Annotated in this window: 19 protein-coding genes; 11 read left to right on the top strand and 8 right to left on the bottom strand. The window is 64.9% G+C overall.

Going from position 1 to position 20,965, the window contains the following annotated elements; all coding sequences use genetic code 11:
- Positions 1-255 precede the first annotated feature (255 nt).
- The 3 genes from THSYN_RS31525 to THSYN_RS31510 all read right to left on the bottom strand — a co-directional run bounded on the left by THSYN_RS31525 (position 256) and on the right by THSYN_RS31510 (position 7,290).
- Entirely contained in the window at positions 256-2,877 is a 2,622-nt protein-coding gene (locus THSYN_RS31525; protein WP_100923033.1) for a plasma-membrane proton-efflux P-type ATPase, read from the bottom strand.
- Between the two features lie 1,368 nt (positions 2,878-4,245).
- On the bottom strand, positions 4,246-6,579 hold the full coding sequence (locus THSYN_RS31515; protein ID WP_100923031.1) for a fatty acid cis/trans isomerase: 2,334 nt from the start codon (positions 6,577-6,579) through the stop codon (positions 4,246-4,248).
- A gap of 87 nt (positions 6,580-6,666) precedes the next feature.
- Positions 6,667-7,290 carry an HdeD family acid-resistance protein gene (locus THSYN_RS31510; RefSeq protein WP_100923030.1) on the bottom strand — a complete coding sequence of 208 codons (624 nt, stop codon included), beginning with the start codon at positions 7,288-7,290 and terminating at the stop codon, positions 6,667-6,669.
- 752 nt (positions 7,291-8,042) lie between these two features.
- Here THSYN_RS31510 and THSYN_RS31505 point away from each other — a divergent pair.
- Positions 8,043-8,279: a hypothetical protein gene (locus tag THSYN_RS31505; RefSeq protein ID WP_100923029.1), complete on the top strand. Its 237-nt coding sequence runs from the start codon at positions 8,043-8,045 to the stop codon at positions 8,277-8,279.
- A 223-nt stretch (positions 8,280-8,502) separates the two neighbouring features.
- Here the strand turns inward: THSYN_RS31505 and THSYN_RS31500 are convergent, their stop codons facing one another.
- Complete coding sequence (locus THSYN_RS31500; RefSeq protein WP_100923028.1) at positions 8,503-9,045, bottom strand: gamma carbonic anhydrase family protein; 543 nt, start codon at positions 9,043-9,045, stop codon at positions 8,503-8,505.
- 369 nt (positions 9,046-9,414) lie between these two features.
- Between THSYN_RS31500 and THSYN_RS31495 the strand changes: the two genes are divergently transcribed.
- The 4 genes from THSYN_RS31495 to THSYN_RS31480 all read left to right on the top strand — a co-directional run bounded on the left by THSYN_RS31495 (position 9,415) and on the right by THSYN_RS31480 (position 11,637).
- Positions 9,415-9,615 (top strand): hypothetical protein, encoded by a 201-nt coding sequence (locus THSYN_RS31495; protein ID WP_100923027.1) that lies wholly within the window; start codon positions 9,415-9,417, stop codon positions 9,613-9,615.
- Positions 9,616-9,672: 57 nt separating this feature from the next.
- On the top strand, positions 9,673-10,536 hold the full coding sequence (locus tag THSYN_RS31490; protein ID WP_100923026.1) for a PPK2 family polyphosphate kinase: 864 nt from the start codon (positions 9,673-9,675) through the stop codon (positions 10,534-10,536).
- Positions 10,537-10,640: 104 nt separating this feature from the next.
- A complete protein-coding gene (locus THSYN_RS31485) occupies positions 10,641-11,135 on the top strand; it encodes a glycoside hydrolase family protein (protein WP_100923025.1) in 495 nt (164 codons plus the stop codon).
- 13 nt (positions 11,136-11,148) lie between these two features.
- Positions 11,149-11,637 (top strand): hypothetical protein, encoded by a 489-nt coding sequence (locus THSYN_RS31480; RefSeq protein WP_157818075.1) that lies wholly within the window; start codon positions 11,149-11,151, stop codon positions 11,635-11,637.
- Positions 11,638-11,747: 110 nt separating this feature from the next.
- Here THSYN_RS31480 and THSYN_RS31475 read toward each other — a convergent pair whose 3' ends face one another.
- On the bottom strand, positions 11,748-12,980 hold the full coding sequence (locus tag THSYN_RS31475; RefSeq protein ID WP_100923023.1) for an ArsB/NhaD family transporter: 1,233 nt from the start codon (positions 12,978-12,980) through the stop codon (positions 11,748-11,750).
- 780 nt (positions 12,981-13,760) lie between these two features.
- Between THSYN_RS31475 and gvpA the strand changes: the two genes are divergently transcribed.
- Both gvpA and THSYN_RS31465 read left to right on the top strand, forming a co-directional pair.
- Positions 13,761-13,979, top strand: coding sequence for a gas vesicle structural protein GvpA (gene gvpA / locus THSYN_RS31470; RefSeq protein ID WP_100923022.1), 219 nt, complete (start codon positions 13,761-13,763; stop codon positions 13,977-13,979).
- A gap of 184 nt (positions 13,980-14,163) precedes the next feature.
- On the top strand, positions 14,164-15,249 hold the full coding sequence (locus THSYN_RS31465; protein WP_100923021.1) for a TRAP transporter substrate-binding protein: 1,086 nt from the start codon (positions 14,164-14,166) through the stop codon (positions 15,247-15,249).
- Between the two features lie 102 nt (positions 15,250-15,351).
- Here the strand turns inward: THSYN_RS31465 and THSYN_RS31460 are convergent, their stop codons facing one another.
- From THSYN_RS31460 to THSYN_RS31450, 3 genes are all read right to left on the bottom strand, one after another.
- Complete coding sequence (locus THSYN_RS31460; protein WP_100923020.1) at positions 15,352-15,561, bottom strand: DUF433 domain-containing protein; 210 nt, start codon at positions 15,559-15,561, stop codon at positions 15,352-15,354.
- Between the two features lie 106 nt (positions 15,562-15,667).
- The gene (locus tag THSYN_RS31455) at positions 15,668-17,122 is read right to left on the bottom strand and encodes a TRAP transporter large permease (RefSeq protein WP_100923019.1); all 1,455 of its coding nucleotides are present in this window, start codon (positions 17,120-17,122) and stop codon (positions 15,668-15,670) included.
- Between the two features lies 1 nt (position 17,123).
- Positions 17,124-17,657, bottom strand: a complete 534-nt coding sequence (locus tag THSYN_RS31450; RefSeq protein ID WP_100923018.1) for a TRAP transporter small permease subunit — start codon at positions 17,655-17,657, stop codon at positions 17,124-17,126.
- A 460-nt stretch (positions 17,658-18,117) separates the two neighbouring features.
- Between THSYN_RS31450 and THSYN_RS31445 the strand changes: the two genes are divergently transcribed.
- The 4 genes from THSYN_RS31445 to THSYN_RS31430 all read left to right on the top strand — a co-directional run bounded on the left by THSYN_RS31445 (position 18,118) and on the right by THSYN_RS31430 (position 20,809).
- The gene (locus THSYN_RS31445; protein WP_157818074.1) at positions 18,118-18,606 is read left to right on the top strand and encodes a hypothetical protein; all 489 of its coding nucleotides are present in this window, start codon (positions 18,118-18,120) and stop codon (positions 18,604-18,606) included.
- Between the two features lie 55 nt (positions 18,607-18,661).
- A complete protein-coding gene (locus THSYN_RS31440; RefSeq protein WP_100923016.1) occupies positions 18,662-19,147 on the top strand; it encodes a DUF29 domain-containing protein in 486 nt (161 codons plus the stop codon).
- A 308-nt stretch (positions 19,148-19,455) separates the two neighbouring features.
- The gene (locus THSYN_RS31435) at positions 19,456-19,731 is read left to right on the top strand and encodes a hypothetical protein (protein ID WP_100923015.1); all 276 of its coding nucleotides are present in this window, start codon (positions 19,456-19,458) and stop codon (positions 19,729-19,731) included.
- A gap of 148 nt (positions 19,732-19,879) precedes the next feature.
- Entirely contained in the window at positions 19,880-20,809 is a 930-nt protein-coding gene (locus tag THSYN_RS31430) for an SDR family oxidoreductase (RefSeq protein WP_236849055.1), read from the top strand.
- Positions 20,810-20,965: the final 156 nt, after the last annotated feature.

The following is a 20,965-nucleotide window of genomic DNA, read 5'->3' as shown; positions in this document are numbered from 1 at the left end:
GGTCGCGGGCGCGGGGGGGCTTGGTCATCATCCCGGCCACTGCGCGCATCGCGAGGTCGCTGGTCCGCACAGCGGACCCTACGGGTTGCACCCCGTAGGGTCCGCTGCGCGGACCGCCCGCCGCTAGCACAGTCCAAGCTCGAGAGTGACATCCGTCGCGGCCTGGGGGCCGCTCCTACGGCGTAGGAGCGGCCCCCAGGCCGCGACGGGTGGCCGCAAGGGCGCGGTGGCCGGAACTATTGGCCGCCCTCTCACTCACTGCGCCGGCAGTGCGGCAATCGGCTGGCTCAACCGGGTCTGAGTCGCGTCGCGCCGGTCGAGGACCCGATAGTAGATCAGCTTCACCCCATCGATCACGACCATCCAGGCCAGACAATAGACCCACACGATACCGATCAGGTCCCAGGGCAGTTGCGGCACCAGGACGCCAAAGGCGCACATCAGGGCCGCCACGGCCTGGGTCGCCACGATGGCCAGGAAGAGCGGCAGGCTCGGATAGGGCGGCACAAACATTGACCGCCTGGTGCGCACCACGAACAGCAGCAGGTGGCCGCCGGCCGCGAGTTGCAGGAACAGCATCGTCTGCAAGTGCTGATGGTCGAGGGCGAAGCGTGCCATCAGGGCCGGGTCGCTCATCCATTCCATCCCGGCCAGGACCAGGCCGAAGCTCTGTGCGATGGCGAAGAGGCCCATCAACGAGGAAAAGACCAGGATGCGCTGCATCTGCCAGCGCACCGGCCGCGGCGCGGTCTCCACATTGTCATAGGCAATGGTCATGATCGGGATGTCGTCGAGCAGGGCGAGCACCACGATCATGATGGCGGTCAGGGGCTGGAAGCCGAAAAAGACATAGGCCATCACCACCACGAACATGATGTCGAGCGTCATGGCGATGCGGTAATAGACATAGCTCCTGATCCGCTCGAAGATCTTGCGCGCCTCGACGATCGCATTGACGATGGTCGAGAGCCCCGGTGCCGTCAGGATCAGGGCGGCGGCGCTGCGGGCGGCATCGGTGGCGCCGCTCACCGCCACACCGCAATCGGCCTCCTTCAGGGCCGGGGCGTCGTTCACCCCGTCGCCGGTCATCGCGACCAGGTGGCCCAACTGCTGGAGGGCCTTGACGATCTGGTATTTGTGCTGCGGGAAGACGCGCCCGAAGCCGTCGGCCCGCTCCACCGCCCGGGCGGCGGACAGGGGGATCTGGTCCGGGTCGGTGCCCTCCTTGAACACGTCGCCCGCCACCAGCAGGTGTCCGCCCATCCCCAGTTGCTTGGCGATCTCGCTGCCGATGGCCACATCGTCGCCGGTGACCATCTTGACCGCCAGGCCGAGCCTCTGGGTCTCGGCGATGGTCGACTTGGCGTCGGGCCGCGGCGGGTCCATCAGTGAGAGCAGGCCCACCAGGGTCCAGGTCTTGCCGTCGTCCCCGGAGCTGGCGACCCCCAGTGCCCGGTAGCCGCGGCCGGCCAGGTCGTTGACCTGGCCGTCATACTTGCCGCGGGTCACCGGGTCCAGGTGGCACAGGTCGGCGATCGCCTGCGGCGCCCCCTTGGCATACTGGAAGCTGCGGCCCTGGGCGTCCGTGACCGTCGCCTCCGTCTTCTTGTTCACCGGATCGAAGGGGACGAATCTGGTCTGGGTGACCGTATCCAGGGCCTTGGGGTCGGCCAGGGCGTGCAGGACCGCCTGGTCGATGGCGTCTTCGCTGTTGCGTTGGCTCGCCAGCGCGGCGGCGAACACCACGTCCTGCGGCTGGGCCCGGCCGTAGGGGATGGGTTCATCCAGCTTGAGCTGATTCATGGTCAGGGTGCCGGTCTTGTCGCTGCACAACACATCGACCCCGGCCAGTTCCTCGATCGCCGAGAGGCGCGAGACGATCGCCTTTTCCTTCGACAGCGCGAGCGCCCCGAGCGCCATGGTCACGGACATCACCGCCGGCATGGCGACCGGTACCGAGGCGATCAGCAGCACCAGCACGAACTGGGCGATGGCGCCCAGGGTGTCCCAACCCCAGACATCGGCGACCACGACATCACGATAGACCTGGAAGCCCACCAGGATGACCGCCAGCGCCGCGGCAAGCAGGATCAGGAAGTCGCCGATCTGCAGCACCGCCTGTTCCGAATGCGACTTGGAGCCGGCGGCGGCGACCAGCTTCGCGGTGCGCCCGAAGAAGGTCTGGTTGCCGGTGGCGGTAACCGCCGCGGTCATGGTCCCCTGCTTGGCGATGCTGCCCGAATAGGCGCTGTCGCCGACCCGCTTGGACACTGGCAGTGATTCGCCGGTCAGGGCCGACTGGTCGACGCTGAGATATTCACCCTCGAGCAGCAGACAGTCGGCCGGCAGGATCTCACCCGCGGCCACCGTGACCAGATCCCCCGGCACCAGGTCGGCGGCATCCACCGACAGCCACTGGCCGCCGCGCAGCGCCCGCGCCTTGAGCGCCAGGCCCTTCTTGAGTGCGGCGAGGGCATTGGCCGCCTTGTTGTCCTGCCAGAAGCCGACCCCGGCGTTGTAGAGCAAGAGTCCCGTCACCACGGCAAAATCCGGCCAGTCGGCGCGGGCCAGCGAGATCAGGGCCGCGGCCTCGATCATCCAGGGGATGGGTCCCCAGAAGTAACCGATGAGCTTGGTCCAGCGGCTCTCCTCGTGGGCGACGATGGCGTTGGGTCCGAACTTCTCAAGCCGGCTGCGGGCCTCGTCCGCGGTGAGGCCCTTGGGCGAGGTCCCGAGTTTGGCCAGTTCCGCCGTGATGGCGGCGGGACCCAGGGTGGTCGGGGCCGCGGTGCCCGTCGGGGCCGCGGCGGCGGCCGTTACCGGTGCCGCACTGGTGTCATCCGCGGCGCCCGGGCCCGCGGCAAGTTGCGTGGTCATAGCATCTCCTCTCCTCTTGTCATTGGACGCGAACCTAACGCGCGGTGGGGATCGCCCGCAAGTCGCGAAATACCCAATATGGGCCGCTCTCCCGGCCCACCCTCGCCCACCGCCCCCAAGCCAGGGCGGGTCATACGCAAACCCTATGTTACGCCAGGCGGCGCCCGTCTGCCGCCGAGGATGCGGCCCACTTTGGGTATTCACCGGATTGAGCAGGTCTGCCGCACCGGCTAGAGTCGCGCTGCGGGATCGGGGGTATTGCCGACCGCGGGGATGAACGCACGCGCACGTCTCGTTGCCCACGACAGAAAAGGGTGTCAGTACCGAACGGCACTGACTAAAGCCGAAAGCATCTCAGAAACCATCGGTTGCGATGAGGTTGTGCGAGCGAAAAACCGTTGCGGACCTGATAGAAGCCAGGAAACACCCCGGAAAATGCCGCTTCAACTCAAGTGGCCGCTTATCGAGGCGCATGTAAGTCGCTGATTTATTGACGCCTAAGCTTAAGTCAGTGCGATTCGAGTCAATACCCTTTACAGTGAAAGTCGATGAAAGGACAAAAATGCCATATCGGTACCGACTCCTTTACCCCTAACCCCTTTACCCTGAAATCATAAACTGGAGGTTCATTCTTGGCTCAAGTTACCGACCCCAGCTTATTGGCGGAAAAAGGACCACATCGGACAGTGGTACTGGATTTACTACGCAATGATTGGGGAAGCCATTTCCCGCAGCAGGGAAAGTTACGTTGACCGCTCAGACTGCATTCGGTCGATTGAGATCATGCGAACCTTATCGGAATCTCCTGTTTTCTACGACAACTGAGAGGCTGATAAGCCGCCTTAAGAGCGAGCCTCGCCACGGGCCTTTTCTCCGGTCTGCAAGTCGATGCCAAGCGGGGCCGCGTGAGGGCCGTAGGGCGGAACGCCGCAGGCGGTTGCGCCGGCCTTGGTCATTATTCCGGCGATCTCGAGGGGGACATCCGTCGCGGCCTGGGGGCCGCTCCTACGGCGTAGGAGCGGCCCCCAGGCCGCGACGGGTTGCCGCAAGGGCGTGTGGCCGGAGTTATGATCAAGGCCGGTTGCTGCCTTGATCATCGTTCCGGCTCTCACCGAGGACTAACGTCTTCAAACTCGGCGTCCACGACCTAGTCGTCGCCCCCGCGGTGGGTCCGAGCGGTGCCGCCCGTCCCGGCAGCGGCGCGCGCGGCCGCGAAGAGCCTGCTCGTCTGCGTCCCCCATCGTCTCGGTCTTGGCGGCAATGGACTTGGCATCGCTGCCCTTCGTGGCAGGAAGCGGCGCCGAGGAAGACACTGCTGCCGAACGCATCGCCGGAATCGCCGACGGCGGCACGGTCGACCGGGCGCCCTCACTGCGGTACGTCGTAATAGCTCAGGTCCAGATACCCGGCCTCCGCCTTGCGCTGTTTGAAATTCCACGCGGTGATCCAGTCGTAGAAGGGCCACAGCCGGGCGCTGTTGCGCAGAATGCCGTAGTGCCCCACGAACGCGTCCCAATCGGCGGGGCTCGCGACGCCGCGCAGTGCGCTGAGAAAGGGCGCCGCCTGCTCCAGGTCCAGTTCGATGAACAGATTGGGGAAGCCGTTGATGACCGTCGGGTAGACGCTGAGCGAATAGAGCGCCGGCATGGCCTCCCCGTCCTGGAAGATCAGGGCGTATTGCGAGGCATAGACGCGGTTGACGACCAGTGAATAGACGCGCGATTCATGCCCGCGGTTGAGCCGCAGCAGGATGACGCTCGGCAGGTAGCGGGTAAAGGGTTGGCCCTGGAGAACGGTGAGGGTGGCGATCGCCCGCTCCCAGTCGTCGTAGGTGGCGAGCGGGGTCTTGAGATCGACCACGGGCTTGAGGTCAGGGTTGAGCCGGTCCGGGGGACCCGCGATGGTGGGTCCCAGGTGCCGTGCGATCTGCGCGACCAGCGCGGTCAGTGGCCGTGCGGGATCGGTCTTGACCTCGCTCGGTTGGTCCGCGCCGGCGAAGGGGATCAGGTCCAGCGCGAGTGAGCCGATGCCCTGGGTCCAGGTATCGCGGACCGCCCGGCGGTCGGCCGGGGGCAGGAGCAGCAGGAAGTTGTCCTCGAATTCCTGGCGCAGATAATTGAAGAAGAGCAGGGTCTCGAGCTTGCCCAGATCGCCGCCCCAGAATTTGAACCCGGCGACGGTGTCGTAGTACATGCGCTCCAACCCGCTGTAGCTCATCAACCAATAGGTGCGCGGGGTGCCGCCTTGGGCGCCCGGGACCACGGAGACGTTGGTGCCGTGGCGCATCACCGTGAGCCAGGCGTTGCGGTCCGTGCCGCCGCCGTTCCAGACGGCGTCGACCGACCAGCCCTGGGGCCGCAACTGGGCCAAGGCCTTGCCGTAGGCATCCACATAGTCGGCGTTGCCGAAGATCGAGCGGTCCATGAAGGTGTTCCAGGTGGCGAGTCCGAGCGCCGGGTCCTGCACCGAGACATCGGCCTTGGGGTCGAGGAAGAAGACCCAGAAGTGATCCTTGACCGCGTAGGTGGCGGTCTGGCCCAGGCAGACCGGGCCATAGATGACGCCGGAGGAGACCGTCTGCGCGTGCTCCAGCAGGAAGCGGGCACGCGCGGATGCCGGGATGGCACGAAAGACGCTGAAGGGGTTGCCGATGCCCCAAGGCGGGTCGAGCGGGGCCTGGGCGTCCCAATGCGCACCTGGTCCGTCCGGACCCAGGAAGAGGTCGGTCAGGTGGGCGATGTCGGCGCGCTTGAGACGCCACAGGAAGAGGTTCTTCTGCATCGGCGCCCCGATGTCCTTTTGCAGGCGATACCAGAAGCGCTTCACCCCGGCATAGGCATAGGGGTCGTCATAGGGCAGACCGGTACCGATGATCGCCACCGGTTCCCCCGGCGGGGTGGAGGAGCGCACGAGTCGGAAGTGCGCCTCGGGCTCCTCCTCGAGGACCAGGCTGGCCAGATAGACATGCTCAAAGATATAGCGCGAGACGAGTTGCCGGCGCGGGTCCGGGTCGTTGAAGAAGGTCTCCCAGCGTGCCACGGCCTCCGGGTGGGTGACCCGGGCGGCTGCTTCCTGCGCTCGCGGGGTCGGGCCCGGGGCACCCGCGCCGATCCAGCGCGTGAGGGTGTCGAAATCCTGGGGATCGATGGCGGGCAGCCCGAAGGGCATCCCCTGGGCCGGGTTCTGCGCCAGTTGGGCCTCGAGCGCGGCGGGGGTGGCGGGGCAGGCGTAGGCATAGCGCCTGGCGTAGGCCGGGGTCAGGGCCTCGCGTGAGAACCCCGGCCGATTGTTGGCGCTGCCCGCGGCCAGCATCCGGTACATGAGCGACCCGTCGAGATTCTCCCGGGCGCCGCCGTCCTGGGCCAGTACCGGGTAAAAACCGATCTTGCGCCACTCTTCGAGGGTCGAGGCCGCGTCCATGTCGGTGCGGGGATAGGCACCGAGGTGGCTCGCATAGGGGTTGAGGGCGAAGGCGCCGCGCTGCACGCCCGCGAAGGTGTCCAGTTTCAAATTGCAGGGCGAGCCCAGACAGCCGTGGCAGGCGATGCAGCGACGATTGAAGATCGGTTGGACATCACGATCGTAGTCGATGGCCGCCGCCTGGTCCGCCACGGGGACGGGCGGGGGCTTGGGTCCCAGTGCGGCCGGTGCGGGAGCGCCCATGAGGGCGGCTATCAGGAGAAACGCAAGTCGGCGGATCATGGCTCGCTCCGATCGGCACCAGCGGGCCTGGGCTGTCGGTCCCGCCGGTTGGGTGAGTTGCCGGCCCGTCGCCGGGCCGGTCGGGGATCAGGTCGCCGCGGTTCCCCGGGCGGCACCCGCAACGTCCGCCTTGGCCGCGCGGCGCGCGGCAAGCGCGACGAAGATGGACGCCCAGCCGTTCAGGAGCAGTTCGATGGCCACGAAGAGCCCGATCACCCAGAGCCCCGACACCGGCCAATGGGCGATGATGATACCGCCGAGCAGGATGGAGATGAGACCGCCGAGCAGGGCCCAGATCCATCCCGGTGAACCCCGGTGTTGAATGGCCATCAGGATGCGCAGCACCCCGACGGCGATCAGGACGGCGGCGATGATCAACGTGAAGGTGGCGGAGGCGAGCACCGGGTCCTGGACGATCAGGTACCCGGCCAGGATATAGAGAAGAGCGGTCAGCACATGCACCAGCACACCCTTCCAACCCTTGCAGTAGAAGGCATCGACCAACTGGAAGGCGCCGCCGACGATCAGCAGCCAGCCGAAGAACAGCACCGTAATCAGGGTCAGGCCCTCGCTCGCGGTCCAGCCCAGCCCGATGGTCCCAAGGACGGTGGACAGGATGCCAAAGGCGAGCAGCCAGCCCCAGTTCCTTTTCAAGTCGCCGAACAGGGCGACCTCTTCGGCGGGCAGCGGGGAAATTGCAAATTCGGACATGGTGGTCGACTCCGGGATAACCTCAGGTAAGCAACAAAGGGAGGCGCTTCGCAGCCGCCCCCAACATCGATCGGCACCCCCAAGCGGTGGTGGCGCCGCGGCAGATCAACCCAATGCGGCGGACTGCGCTTGCGCCTGCACGCGCTCAGGTCGAGTGATGCGTCGCCGCCGGGCTTGGAGGGTTCGGACGGGCCGATCGGATGATCGGATCGGTGCCCATAGCATCGGCTGCCGGCCCAGAGGAGGTGGGGCAGGTCCGTCGCCGCAATAATCCTCTTTGGATGCGGCCGGCACAAGCAGGCCGACCCAGGCGTCGCCTTGCACTGGCCGCGTGACCCGCGGGCAGACGGGCAGGAGACTGAATTTAAGGTGCATAGGCCCTCAGTGACCAGGCGCAAAATACCCATTTTGGGCCGCCCAAGCCGCGTGAGTGACTTCCGGACTTAGGCTGATCCGGCCCGCCTTGGCGCCCACCAAGGCAGGTGGCGGCGCTCGACCCCGAAGAAGAACTGGGGTTGGGTGCCGACCTACGGTATTCTGTCCATCCGGCCGACTGCGAGATACGGCCCGGTAGCCTGGTCGGTCCGGGCTCGATCGCGCACCGGCGCGAGGGCGTAAGGGGGCGATCTACGTAACCCCGGCGCCGCGACGGGCACGCCCGGCGGTCGGCAAGTGGCCCTGAGCCTGCCGCCCAAGACGCCGGATCGGCGACGATCCGATCAGACAACGAAAGAGATGCAGCGGAGCGAGCGATGCCGGGTGAAGCGATACTGGACCTGACCGGGACCATGGAAGGTCTCATCAATGAGCAACAGGAGCCCCAGGCGATCATGCGCAAACTCTTTGACCTCGCGCGGGCACTGCACCAGAGTGAACACGTGGACCGCTTCGCCATCGGCGACGGTTGTTATACGCTGCAGGAATTGAAGCGCATTCAGGACCAGGAGGAGCATGACGCCTTCCTCGCACGGCATCGGCCGGGGCGCTAGGCCAACGACCGGTCCCCCGACGGCCGGGTGCCGAGGTCCTGGGTAGGGCAATGACTTCGCCGCGCAACGGGGCCTTGAGCGCCGTTGCGACCACTGGAGGTCGAGGCTTTAGCCGGTCCGGCGTGCAGGCACCACTGATTTCTCTTGGATATGTCGGCAACCGCCACCGGCTAAAGCCTCGACCTCCGGTTGCGGACGGAGCGCTCGCGGCCGGCAACGATGATCAAGGCCCGCGGCACTCGAGCGGGGTCAACGACCGGGCAAATCGTCGCCAGTTTGCGACATAGTGCGCGGCGGTCTTTTTGATTCCCGCGATCTCCGTGTCATCGAGCCCCCGCACACGCCGCGCCGGACTGCCGAAGACGAGTGAGCCGGCGGGAAAGGTTTGGCCTGCCGTCACCAGGGCCTGGGCGCCGACCAGACAATGGCGGCCGAGGGTGGCCCCGTTCAGCAGGGTCGCACCCATGCCGATCAGGCAATCGTCGGCGATGGTGCAGCCGTGCAGGATCGCGCGGTGACCGATGGTGCAGCCGGCGCCGATGGTGATTGCAAAGCCGGGGTCAGTATGCAGGACGGTCCCGTCCTGGACGTTGGAGCCGGCACCCACCAGGATTTCCTCATTATCACCGCGCGCGACGACGCCGAACCACAGGGAGGCATCCTCGAGCAGTGTGACCTTGCCGATCACCTGGGCGTCCGGGGCGATCCAGTACCGCTCCGGGGCCGGAAGCGAGGGTGCAACACCGTCGAGGGCATAGAGCGGCATCGATTGGCTCCAAGATGAGGATTGATTCGACTGTCGGGCGGCCCATGGGGTCCTTGGCGGACGGCCGCAGGACGCTCCAGGCCGGTTGCAGCCCATGGCCAGCCCAGTCTAGGTGGGCTGCGCAGCGCGAGTCAACGCGCGCGGCCCCGCCAGGCCGCCGGCACCCGGGGTCGTCGCAAAGGCCCATTTTGGGTATCCTCCGACTTGCGGGCGCAGCAACCGCGGCGCTAAGTTCACCGGGACCGGTCGCGGGGTCACTTGCAACACCTGGCCCTCCGCCCCATGGTCGGCGGCAGGGCCGGCCCCGGACACCGTCAGGTAATGACCGGCATCCGCTCCCACCGTTTGGCCACCACGAGGATCATACCCATGGGCGACAGCGACAACAGTGAGAAGATCGAGATCGCGCGCTATCACCGCGAGATCGTTGAGGACTTCCAGCACATGCTGAAGAAATATGTCCGCATCATGGAGTGGGACGTGCCCGATGTCGATGAACAGGAGGCGCGCAACCTCGTCATGCAAGCGCTCAAGTCCGCGCTTGCCGAGATCGAGGCGGGCCAGGGCTAGCCCAGGGTGACACCACACAGGGCGGCCGCGTCGGCCGATCATCGGGGGACAGGCGTCATGAATTACACCAAGAAACTGATCGTCGCGCCGGGCAGCAAGGTCCGGCTCCGGGAGTTCGATCCGGCCTTTCACGGCAAAGGCGCGGCCGAGCAGAATGCGGACGAGGAACTGGCGGCGGCCAAGGCCCGGCTCGGCGAACTCCAGCGCAAGATGTATGGCGACAACCAGCACTCGCTCCTGATCGTGCTGCAGGGCCTGGACGCCGCCGGCAAGGACGGGGTCTGCTGGCACGTCATCGGCGGCATGGACCCCCAGGGGTGCAAGGTCCAGGGGTTCAAGGTGCCCACCGCCGCGGAGGCGGCGCACGACTTCCTGTGGCGCATTCACCAACACGCGCCGGCCAAGGGGGAGGTGGCCGTGTTCAACCGCTCGCACTATGAGGACGTACTGGTCGCCCGGGTCCATAAACTGGTCCCGCGCAAGGTCTGGGAACGGCGCTACGACCTGATCAATGAGTGGGAGCGCCTGCTCCAGGTCGAAAACGGCACGACTATCCTCAAGTTCTGCCTGGTCGTCTCGAAAGAAGAACAACTCAGGCGCTTCGCCGAGCGGTTGGACGACCCCCATCGGCAGTGGAAGATCAGCGACGCCGATTATAAGGAGCGCGAATTCTTCAGCGACTACCTGGACGCCTTCGACGAGGCCCTGGAGCGCACCTCGACCGCGCAGGCCCCCTGGTTCACCATCCCCTGCGACCACAAATGGTTCCGCAACCTGGCCGTCGCCAACATCGTCGCCGAGGCCCTGGAGGCGATGGACCTGCAATATCCCAAGCCCACGGTCAACCTCGAGCAAGTCCGGCGCGAGTACCACTCGGCGGTAGGCGAGGAGAAGGCGGGAGGGAAGCGCAAGAAGGACTGAGAGCGGCGCCTAAGCTGCGGGGGCTTCCTGCATCCCGGGCCATCCGTCACCCGTGTTTCGCCATCACCACAGGCCTCGTCGCCATCATAACAAGGGGATCCGCAATGAAGTCATCAGCCGCCGGTGCCACATTGGTCCTGGTCACGTCCCTGTATTCGGCAGCCGTGCTCAGCCAGTCACCCGCCTCACTGTTCTCCGGTCCTGTCAGCGTTCAGGGCAAGGCCTTCCAGGACGCGCGCGGCCAACGCTTCATCGTGCGCGGCGTCGCGCTGGCCTCCAATACCCAAGGTAAGGATTTCCTGGCGGATACCAACTACGACTATATGTCGACGCAAATCCTGCCGCGACTTCAGGATCTCAATGTCAACACCATCCGGGTGTACAGCGTCGATGCGGGCGCCAACCATGACCGCGTCATGGCCCTGCTGCAGGACGCCGGCATCTATGTCATGGTGGGCATGGCGACCTCGCAAATCAATATCAACCGGGTCAACCCCACCTATACCCCGGAGCTGCGCAACCGGGTCTTCAACGTCATCGACGCCTTCTCAAAATACCCGAACACGCTGGCCTTTTCCGTCGGTGGGACAGAGCTATAGCAGGCCGCTGTTGGTGGATAACCTGTCCGGGCAGGTCGCGTTTGAGTTCTTCAATGAACCCAATGGCTTCGGGCTCTATAACGAGGACGCCGTACCGACCGAAACCGCCAAGGGCGGGGCGGCGGCATTGAGTGCCCAGTTCGCGCAGGTGAGCACCCTTTCGACCCCCATGCCGAGCGTCAACCCGACATCAGTGGAGTGTCCAGCCGATTTCAACCCGGCCCTCCTGACCCCGGGCTCCGTCATCGGCATCAGGGCCATGAACTATGCGTCCCAGGAACTGCTGCTGTCTCAAAGTAACGAAATCATCACCCGGCTGCCGCAGGCCAATACGAACGGCGACCCCTCGGTCACGGCCGCCAAGATCGACGCTGGTCAGGAGCTCTGGATTCTCGACCTCTCCTACAATTCCGTCTGCACCGTGCAGGCCGGACAGATCAGCGAGGGAGCGACGGTGCGCAATAACGTTGCATGGGGCCAACCGTGTAATACGTCCCAGTAAGATCACCGGCTTGGGGTTGCACGCCGGCGGCGCAACCTCAAGCCTGCAATGTGCCTGACGCGATCTGAGAATGGCGCCCGGACCTCGACCTGAAGCGAAGCGCGGGCCCGCTACATCAGGTATCTGACCCAGACCCAGGCGACCAGCAGGGTCGTCAAGGCGACCGGCACGCCGACCTTGGCGAACTCCCAAAATGAGATGTTGAGCCCCCTGGCATTGGCCGCATCGACCACGATGATATTGGCCAGGCTGCCGATGACAATAAGATTGCTCGACAGCCCGCTGGCCAGTGCCATCAGGGGCCCGGCCGCGGGGTCACTGGCATAGGGCAGGAGCAGCATGACGGTGGGTACATTCGAGGTGATGTCGCTCAGGATGGCGCTCGCGGCGAAGAGTACGCCACTATGCTGGAGGTCGAAACCGGCCGTCTTCAGGTCCGCGACCAATTGCTGGGGCATCCCCGTATCCTGGAAGGCGCCGTTGACGATGAAGAGCCCGACGAAGAGGATCAGCAGGCCCCAGTCCATCCGGTGCAGCATGCTGCGCGACATAAAGCGGGCGTTGAACAGCATGAAGGCCCCGGCACTGGTCGCCACCAGGCCCCGGTTCCAGTCGGTGAAGATGAAGGCATAGAGGACGAAACCCAGGACCAGCACGCCTTTGCCGGTTTCCCAGCGGTCGAATCGGGGCGCATCCGGGGCCGCCGCCGGGGCGACGCCAAGCGGCGCGGCTGAGCGTTCCAGCCGCCAGCGGTCGCGGTAGAAGAACATCAGGGCGAGCCACACGACGGCCAATGACAGCAGGGCGGGCACCGCGGTGTAGGCCATGAAGCCCGCAAACGAGAGGTGCAGTTGCTCGCCGATCAGCATGTTCTGGGGGCTGCCGATGATGGTCGCCACCGAACCGGCATTGGTGGCAAAGGCGATGGCCAGGAGAAAGGGCACCGGATTCAGGCCGCGGCTCAGACTGATGGCGAGCACCACCGGGGTCATGGCAACCGCCACCACGTCGTTGGTGAGAAAGGCGGACATGGCACCCGCGAGCGCAATGAGCAGGGCGAGCAGGACCGGCGGCGGCGTCCGGACCCGGGCGACGGCCGCCGACACCGCGGCATAGAGTCCGGACATCTCGAATTGGATCGAGATCAGCATGAGCCCAAAGAGCATCCCGATGGTACTGAAGTCGATGCTGGCCAGGGCCTGGGTCTCGGTCAACCTGGAGGCGGCCAGGAGGGCGACGGCACCGCCCAAGGCGATGGCTGCGCGGTCCACCTTGAGCCACGGCAGGTGGCCGAGCATCATGCCCAGATAGACCACGACAAAGACGATCAGGACCATGGACATGGAACCGCCCCCAGAAAGAGTTCAGTCGCAAATGCACGCGAATGAACGCGCGAGCAGGGTTGTTTGACGCGATCCCGCGGCCGTCGGCGGCCTGAGGGGCCCGGAGGCTGGGACTGCGGTGGTGCGCCAGAGGATATCAGGTCCCGCCGCGGCCGACACCCAGGCGCACGCGGCGCTCTTCGGCCAGTCGCGGGCGGTGGTGTCGGTCGAGGATATCGCGACCCGGGTCGACGGACGGGCCTTGATCATGATTTCGGCCCGTCAGCGAACGTCGATGTCTGGTCCGCACAGCGGACCCTACGGCCCTGCGTCCGTAGGGTCCGCTGCGCGGACCAGCGACCTCTCGCGCGGCAGGGTAGCGGGCGTTTTCGATCAAGCCGGCGAACGCGCCATGGGCTCGCCAAGGCCCCACGCACCCACCCGTCATCTAGGGGTCCAGCGCCAGAGGTATGGAATGGATTCCATAGCAAATGGGCGCGGAACCCTTCGACAGGCTGGCGGAAAGGCCCCAGATAGCACTATAACCGATTGTTTTTGCTACGCCCAACCAGAGCGACCAGTAGCGATCACTTCTGGCACGCCGGATGCTTATTACTAATCAAGCGACCGAGTCGGCAGGACGCAATGCCGGGAACCCCTGAACCGCCAACTCCAATGACGCGGCTTAAGGTGATTCCCGGCGAAGTGGGCGAAAGGATTCGCGCTGTCACCCAGGCCCGGTGGGTTCGCTTCCAGCGCACATCATGTGCATTTTTTTCCGACGTTCAGAGGGTTAAGAAAATGGCAAAAGTCGCCAACTCCACCGATTCCTCCAGCCTGGCCGAAGTTGTTGACCGCATCCTGGACAAGGGCATCGTGATCGATGCGTGGTTGAAGGTCTCGCTCGTCGGTATCGAGTTGCTCGCCGTCGAAGCCCGTATCGTCATCGCGTCGGTTGAGACCTACCTGAAGTATGCCGAGGCCATCGGCCTCACCGCGCCCGCCGCTGCCCCGGCCTGATAGCGCGCCTCGCGCCAAAAAAAAGCCGCCGCGGTGCCTTTGGCACCGCGGCGGCTTTTTTTTGCCTGCTGCGGGCTTTGGCCCCCTGGTGATGATCCCGCTACAATCGTGGCGCGCCCGACCGCGGCGCGGTGGACAGGAAACCCCTGCCCCGATGACCACCCACCCGTCGCGAGGACCAGCCATGCGCAGACGTGATTTCCTGAGAAGCGCCGGCATCGGCGCCGCCGCTGCCGGTCTGGCCCTCCCGGCCCGGGCCGAGACCCCGACCATCAAGTGGCGCCTGGCATCGAGCTTCCCCAAGAGCCTGGACACCATCTACGGCGGCGCCGAGACCCTGACCCGACGGGTGTCCGAACTGACCGAGGGTCGCTTCGAGATCCGGGTCTTCGCCGGCGGCGAGCTGGTCCCGCCCTTCGGGGTGCTGGACGCCGTGCAGCAGGCCACCGTGGAGTGCGGCCACACCGTCTCCTATTACTATTTCGGCAAGAACCGGGCCCTGGCGCTCGAGACCACTATCCCCTTCGGGCTCAATGCCCGGCAACTCAACGCCTGGACCTGGTACGGCGGCGGCATGGAACTGCTGCGCGCCCTGTTCGCCGAGTACAACATCCTGAACTTCCCGGGCGGCAGCACCGGGGCCCAGATGGGCGGCTGGTACCGCAAGGAAATCCGGTCACTGAAGGACATCGAGGGGCTCAAGATCCGCATCCCCGGCTTCGGTGCCGAGATCTTCTCCCGCATGGGCGCCCTCCCCCAAACACTCCCCGGCGCCGAGGTCTATCCCGCCCTGGAGCGCGGGGCCATCGACGCGGCGGAATGGACGGTCCCCTCGGACGACGAGAAGCTCGGCTTCTACAAGGTCGCCAAATATTATTACTACCCGGGCTGGTGGGAGCCGGGTGCCCAACTCGTCTTCTATGTCAACAAGGACCAGTGGGCCGCACTCCCGCCCGCCTACCAGGCCGCCTTCCAGACCGCCGCCGCGGAGGCCCACATGATGATGCTGGCCGCCTACGACGCCAAGAACCCGCCCGCCATGCAGCGGCTGGTGCAGAACGGTGCGGTGATCAAGCGCTTCCCGGACGACGTGCTGCTCAAGGCCTACGAGACCGCGCTGGCCGTCTATGCCGAAGAGTCGGCCAGGAACCCCGCCTTCAAGGGGATCTATGACTCGCTGCGCACTTTCCAGGAGACCTCCGATGCCTGGTGGGGAGTGGCAGAGTCGTCGATGACCAACTTCTTGTTGGCGATGCGGCGAAAGAAGTAACCGTTCTTGAGGCCGAACCAGTGCATCTGCGCCACCGTCCTGACCGCGTGGCCAGGCAGCGCTCGCGCAAGTCGTCGATCAATGCATTCGTCGAGCAGTATCCTAAGCTGCGGCAAGGGTCTTCTCCTTGACTTCCTCCAGGAAGCCAATCACCTGCTCCCGGCGGACACTTGGGAAGCCTTCGAGAAAATCATCAATCGACTCACCGCCCTCCAAGTAGTCGATCAAGGTCGCGATCGGCACGCGGGTTCCGGTGAATACGGGCGTACCGCCCATCACTTGGGCGTCGATCTCGATTACTGTGGGATGCATGGGGTGCCTCGCTTAGACCATGTGGGGTGCTCGACAAGGCGATGTGTCGCGCGCGCTCGTCGGGTGATTATAACCTGGCGTAACCGGGATGATGAAGGCCGCAGCCTCATTGCTTCCCACTTTCGTCCTGCACCTTGAACGCCCCATCATATTCCTGACTATCGAGCAGGCTGGCCCCGCCCCCCTGATCCGGGATCGTGACCTCCGTCGGGGTCCCGCGGGCCGCGGTGGTATCGAGCCCCCAGTTCACCACCTGGGGAAAGGCGACGATCAACACGACCATGAGCACCTGGATGCCCAAAAAGGGCACCGCCCCCCAATAGATATCGGCGGTGCGCACCGCGGGCGGCGCGACCGAGCGCAGATAGAACAGGGCAAAGCCGAATGGCGGATGCATGAAGCTGGTCTGGAGGTTGACCCCGATCAAGACCCCGAACCAGACCAGATCGATCCCGAGCTTCGCCGCCACCGGGGCCAGGAGCGGCAGGATGATGAAGGCGATCTCGAAGAAATCGAGGAAGAACGCGAGCACGAAGACCATGAGGTTAACGACGATCAGGAAGCCCAGTGCCCCGCCGGGCAGCCCAAGCAGCAGATGCTCCACCCACAGGTCCCCACTCACTCCCCGAAAGGTCAGGCTGAAGACGCTGGAACCGATCAGGATGAAGACCACGAAACTCGTGATCTTCGCCGTCGCGGCCATTGCCTGCACCAGCACGGCACGGGTCAAGCGGCCCTTGGCGAGGGCCAGCAGCAGCGCACCCACGGCCCCCATGGCCCCGCCCTCGGTCGGCGTCGCCCAGCCGATGAAAATGGTCCCGAGCACCAGGAAGATGAGCGCCAGCGGCGGGATCAGGGCGACGCTGATCCGCCAGGCCAGGGCGCGCCCGCGCAGGGTCCGCGCCGACGCGGGCAAGGCCGGGAGTGCGTGCGGACGCAATACCGAGTTGCCGAAGACATAGAGTACATAGAACCCGGTCAGGAGCAGCCCCGGCAGCAGCGCCCCCTTATACATATCCCCCACCGAGCGGCCGAGCACGTCGGCCATCACGATCAGCACCAGTGAGGGCGGGATGATCTGAGCCAGGGTCCCGCTGGCCGCGATCACCCCCGCCGCCAGGGGCCGGTCATAGCCGTAGCGCAGCATGATGGGCAGCGAGATCAGCCCCATGGCGATCACCGAGGCGGCGACCACCCCGGTAGTGGCAGCCAGCAGGGCGCCGACGAAGATCACCGCATAGGCGAGGCCCCCACGCACCCCCCCGAAGATCCGGCCCACCGTATCGAGCAGGTCCTCGGCCATACCGCTGCGCTCGAGCACCAGCCCCATAAAGGTGAAAAAGGGGATCGCGAGCAGGATCTCATTGCGCATGATGCCGAACACCCGGTCCGGCAGGGCCTGCAGCAGGGCCGGGGTAAGCAGCCCAAGCTCGACCCCGATCCAACCGAACAGCATCCCGACCGCGGCGAGCGAGAAGGCGACCGGATACCCGATGAGCAGAAACAGCACCAGGGCCGAGAACATCACCGGCGCCAGATTGGCGGCGAGCCAGATCGTCATCTCAGTGCCCCGCCGGGACGGCCGGCAGTGGCCGCCGCCCCATCAGGATCGCAGCACCCTTGATGATCTCGGAGACGCCCTGGGCGGCGAGCAGCGAGAAGGCGATTGGAATGGCGAGCTTCATGGGCCACCACCACAGGCCTCCCGGATTGAAGGACGACTCGTTCTGGTGAAAGGAGAGCAGGAACCAGCCCCAGGAGTCCCAGACGATCAGCACAGACACAGGCAGCAGAAACAGCAGCGCCCCCAGGCAATCGACCCAGACCCGGCCGCGCGGCGGCAGTCGCGTATAGAGGATGTCGACCCGCACATGGCCCTGCTCCTGGAGGGTCCAGGGGGCGCAGAGCAGAAACACGAGGCCGAACATGAACCACTGCGCCTCGATCATGGCGTTCGAGCCCCAATCGAGCAGATAGCGCAGGGTCGCGGTCAGGGCGCTGAGCAGCACGCAGCCCAGGACCAGCCAGATCGTGGCGCGCCCGATCCGGCGGTTGAGGGCATCGATGACTGCCGCGAGGCGCAGCAACAGGTCCACTCTCGGGCGACTCCGGTAACGACGAGGATTGGACGTAACAGTACCAGAGGGGGCGGGCTGGGACCATGGGGTCCGCAGCGCGCCAGCACCGGATCAGGGCAACGAGTCGGCCCCCGCCGCCCCGTTCTGTGGCTAGCCGTACCCCAAATGCCGCGTCCGGCGGCTGCATGTGACCCGCACCTGAGGCCGCCCGCAGCCTGCGCTCACGCTGGTCTGTAATCCGGAAAATAGTCTACAATTTGGCCTCAATCGCTCGCTGGCCGGTCCCACGGAACCCCTCGCAGACCCGGCTTGTGCCTCACCGAGCGTCGTCTGCGGCACGACACGCCTCCCGGCCGTTGGCGCTGACCCTGGGCTTGGGACGAGTCAGAGCCTAACCTTAAAATCGCACGCCATCAGGTTTGTGCCATTTGCAGTGTCCGTAGGCGCGCGCTCCGCTATAGGCCCCACGTTATGCATCATGAACAACGCTGAGCAATGTATTTGGCCACCTTACGAGGTATTCTATATCAGCAGTATGCAATTCAATTGCCAGTCTGCCGTGAGTTCGATGGCCCGAGTTTCTTCGGTGTTTGAGCAACTTCCGTTGCGACCGACACATGAGGATGCTGTGGCGTTGCCATCTCAGAACATACTCAACGAGATTCAGAATGTCATCCTCCAGGGTGCCGCGCTTTCGCGTTACTTCTGGCCAGTTCGTAAGGGCCACAAGAATCGGGCCGAACATTTGAAACGGGCGTTCTCTGTCGATAAGTTCAGCCCGCTTTACGATCGGAACCTCAGAAATGCAATCGAGCATTTCGACGAAAGATTTGATAAATATCTTAACTCCGGGATCGTTGGCTACATATTTCCGGAGTTCGTTGGCCCTCGCCCCATCGAAGATGGCGTTCCAGGCCATTTCTTTCGAGCCTATCAGGCGTCACTGGAACTCGCCCAAAACTCCTGAGTAGAGGCATTTGTTGTGAGCCTGTTTTCGTTGCAGTGTAAAGGTGAATTAACGTATGTCCGACGCGAGCGAGCTTTATGGCAGTGATTATCACGCCTGGGCGAATAAACAAATCGATGCCCTGAGCGCCGGGCGTTTTGCCGATTTGGACATTGTACATTTGCTCGAGGAGCTTAGAGACATGGGGCGAAGCGAGCGGAACGAGTTGGAAAACCGTCTCGTCATATTGCTTGCCCACCTTCTGAAATGGCAATTTCAATACGGCCAGCTCTCCGAACGCTGGAAGGAATTCAAAGGTGACAGTTGGCGTTCGACGATCGTGGAGCAGCGGGACCGAATCGCGAGGCGGCTTGAAAAATCCCCGGGGCTCAAGTCCGGACTTTCCGGCCTGATCGAAGAAATTTATGGCGATGCGGCCGGATTGGCAGCAAAAGAGACTGGCATTCGCATCAACTGCTTTCCGTCAGTCTGCCCATACACGCAGGAACAGATATTGGATGAAGGATTTTTTCCTGCGCACTCGGAAAGAAGATCACTATGAGCAGGCCGCGACCTGGCTGGGCGTTGAACCGGCGGCTGTCGAACGCGCCGCACGCGCGACAGAGCAGCGGGGGCGATGCCCGCGTACCCTATAGGTTTTTGTATCCGGTTTCGGCTGGTTGAATTTCCTATCCGTTCAGGGCAAGATCTTGCTGGACTTCGTTTTTCCCGGCGGCGCGACGACCGGCGTCGTAGCGCCTGGTGCGTACCAAGCCAACCGCACAGGTGCGGATCTTCTTCAAGGACCCGGCGTACCTGCCCGCTATCGTCTCGGCAAACTGATCACTTACAAGGCAAGAGGGGCGCACCATGGCTGAATTCTTCGCAAGCGGGCACAGCATCGACCTGGTCCTGTTTCTGATCGGTGTGGAGGCGATCACGCTCATGGTGCTGTGGCGCAAGGGCCGGTGCCCAGTGCCGCCGCTCGGAACCCTGCTGATCCTCGCCCCCGGCAGTTGTCTGTTGCTGGCGGCGCGCGCGGCCCTCACCGGCGCTGCTTGGCAGTGGGTGTCATTCTTTCTCCTCTTGGCGCTCGTCATACACCTGGTGGATCTGCGGCAGCGGTGGCAGGATTGGGGTCGTTGAGACTCGGCCAAGGGTCAGCAAGACAAGTGGTTTTTCGGGGTGCACAAGGTTGCGGGCGGCTGGCGCAACGATGACCGAGGACCAAATGTCAGTGCAAGGCCCGGGAATTCGCCGTAACGTGGCACACCTCTATTCGGGAGATCAATCGATGATGGGCTGGACCACCGACAAGATCCCGTCGCAAAGCGGGCGGCTCGCCGTCGTTACCGGCGCCACCGGCGGCCTCGGTTATGAGGCGGCACTCGCGCTGGCGGCGGTGGGTGCCGAGGTCGTGCTGGCGGGTCGCAACGACGGCAAGGGCGCTCAGGCGGTGTCACGCCTGCGCGCCGCCCACCCTGGCGCAACGGTGCGTTTCGAGCGGCTCGACCTGGCCTCGCTCGCCTCGGTCGCTGCCTTTGCGCAGACGATGCTCGCCGCGGGACGGGGTATCGACCTACTCATCAACAATGCCGGGATCATGGCACCGCCCGACAGGCAACTGACCGTCGATGGCTTTGAACTGCAGTTTGCCACCAACTATCTCGGTCATTTTGCCCTGACGGCCCGGCTGCTGCCGCTGCTGCGGGGCGTCCCCGGCGCCCGCGTGGTCAACGTCAGCAGCCTGGCGGCGAGCCTGGATTCGATCGATCTCACCGACCTGCAGTCGGAACTGACCTATGTCCCGTTCCAGACCTATGGCATGACCAAGCTGGCACTGCTGATGTTCGCATTGGAATTGCAGCGCCGCAGCGAGGCCGCAGGCTGGGGGATCGATGGCATGGCGGCCCATCCGGGCTACGCCCGCACTGACATTATCAGCAACGGACCCGCCTCACGCGGCTTACTCGGGGTGCTCTGGCGGATCGCGAAGCCGCTGCTGCTGCCGCTCAGCCCGGCGGCCCCACTGGCCGTACTGCCGATCCTGTTCGCCGCGACCGCGCCGCAGGCGCGCGGCGGCGGGTTTTACGGGCCGACGGGGTGGCGCGAACTCAAGGGCCCACCCGGAACGGCCACGATGCCTGCCAAGGCGTTGGACGGCCCGGTCGCCGCCCAGCTATGGGAGACGTCGGAACGACTGGCCGAGGTGAGGTTTGCGTGAGGGGCCTGGCGTTCGGGGTCATCGTCTGTCCCGGTCGCGCGAACGGGCACTGATCACATAAACTCGGCCGCCCTATTGGACGGGGAGTCGCTGATCCGCGCAGCGGACCCTACGGGCTGAGGTTCCTTCCAGGGCCGTCAGCCGGGGTTCGCCGCG

The sequence above is a fragment of the Candidatus Thiodictyon syntrophicum genome (assembly GCF_002813775.1).
GTDB lineage: Bacteria > Pseudomonadota > Gammaproteobacteria > Chromatiales > Chromatiaceae > Thiodictyon > Thiodictyon syntrophicum.
This window is presented reverse-complemented; position numbering and strand designations above follow the sequence as displayed.

Excerpts from the sequence above, each read along its gene's own strand:
- THSYN_RS31475 (WP_100923023.1), bottom strand. The coding sequence starts at position 12,980 with ATGTCCATGGTCCTGATCGTCTTTGTCGTGGTCTATCTGGGCATGATG.
- THSYN_RS31495 (WP_100923027.1), top strand. The coding sequence starts at position 9,415 with ATGGGCGACAGCGACAACAGTGAGAAGATCGAGATCGCGCGCTATCAC.
- THSYN_RS31515 (WP_100923031.1), bottom strand. The coding sequence starts at position 6,579 with ATGATCCGCCGACTTGCGTTTCTCCTGATAGCCGCCCTCATGGGCGCT.
- THSYN_RS31510 (WP_100923030.1), bottom strand. The coding sequence starts at position 7,290 with ATGTCCGAATTTGCAATTTCCCCGCTGCCCGCCGAAGAGGTCGCCCTG.
- THSYN_RS31435 (WP_100923015.1), top strand. The coding sequence starts at position 19,456 with ATGGCTGAATTCTTCGCAAGCGGGCACAGCATCGACCTGGTCCTGTTT.
- THSYN_RS31460 (WP_100923020.1), bottom strand. The coding sequence starts at position 15,561 with ATGCATCCCACAGTAATCGAGATCGACGCCCAAGTGATGGGCGGTACG.
- THSYN_RS31430 (WP_236849055.1), top strand. The coding sequence starts at position 19,880 with ATGATGGGCTGGACCACCGACAAGATCCCGTCGCAAAGCGGGCGGCTC.
- THSYN_RS31455 (WP_100923019.1), bottom strand. The coding sequence starts at position 17,122 with ATGACGATCTGGCTCGCCGCCAATCTGGCGCCGGTGATGTTCTCGGCC.
- THSYN_RS31525 (WP_100923033.1), bottom strand. The coding sequence starts at position 2,877 with ATGACCACGCAACTTGCCGCGGGCCCGGGCGCCGCGGATGACACCAGT.
- THSYN_RS31490 (WP_100923026.1), top strand. The coding sequence starts at position 9,673 with ATGAATTACACCAAGAAACTGATCGTCGCGCCGGGCAGCAAGGTCCGG.
- gvpA (WP_100923022.1), top strand. The coding sequence starts at position 13,761 with ATGGCAAAAGTCGCCAACTCCACCGATTCCTCCAGCCTGGCCGAAGTT.
- THSYN_RS31445 (WP_157818074.1), top strand. The coding sequence starts at position 18,118 with ATGAACAACGCTGAGCAATGTATTTGGCCACCTTACGAGGTATTCTAT.
- THSYN_RS31440 (WP_100923016.1), top strand. The coding sequence starts at position 18,662 with ATGTCCGACGCGAGCGAGCTTTATGGCAGTGATTATCACGCCTGGGCG.
- THSYN_RS31465 (WP_100923021.1), top strand. The coding sequence starts at position 14,164 with ATGCGCAGACGTGATTTCCTGAGAAGCGCCGGCATCGGCGCCGCCGCT.
- THSYN_RS31505 (WP_100923029.1), top strand. The coding sequence starts at position 8,043 with ATGCCGGGTGAAGCGATACTGGACCTGACCGGGACCATGGAAGGTCTC.
- THSYN_RS31500 (WP_100923028.1), bottom strand. The coding sequence starts at position 9,045 with ATGCCGCTCTATGCCCTCGACGGTGTTGCACCCTCGCTTCCGGCCCCG.
- THSYN_RS31485 (WP_100923025.1), top strand. The coding sequence starts at position 10,641 with ATGAAGTCATCAGCCGCCGGTGCCACATTGGTCCTGGTCACGTCCCTG.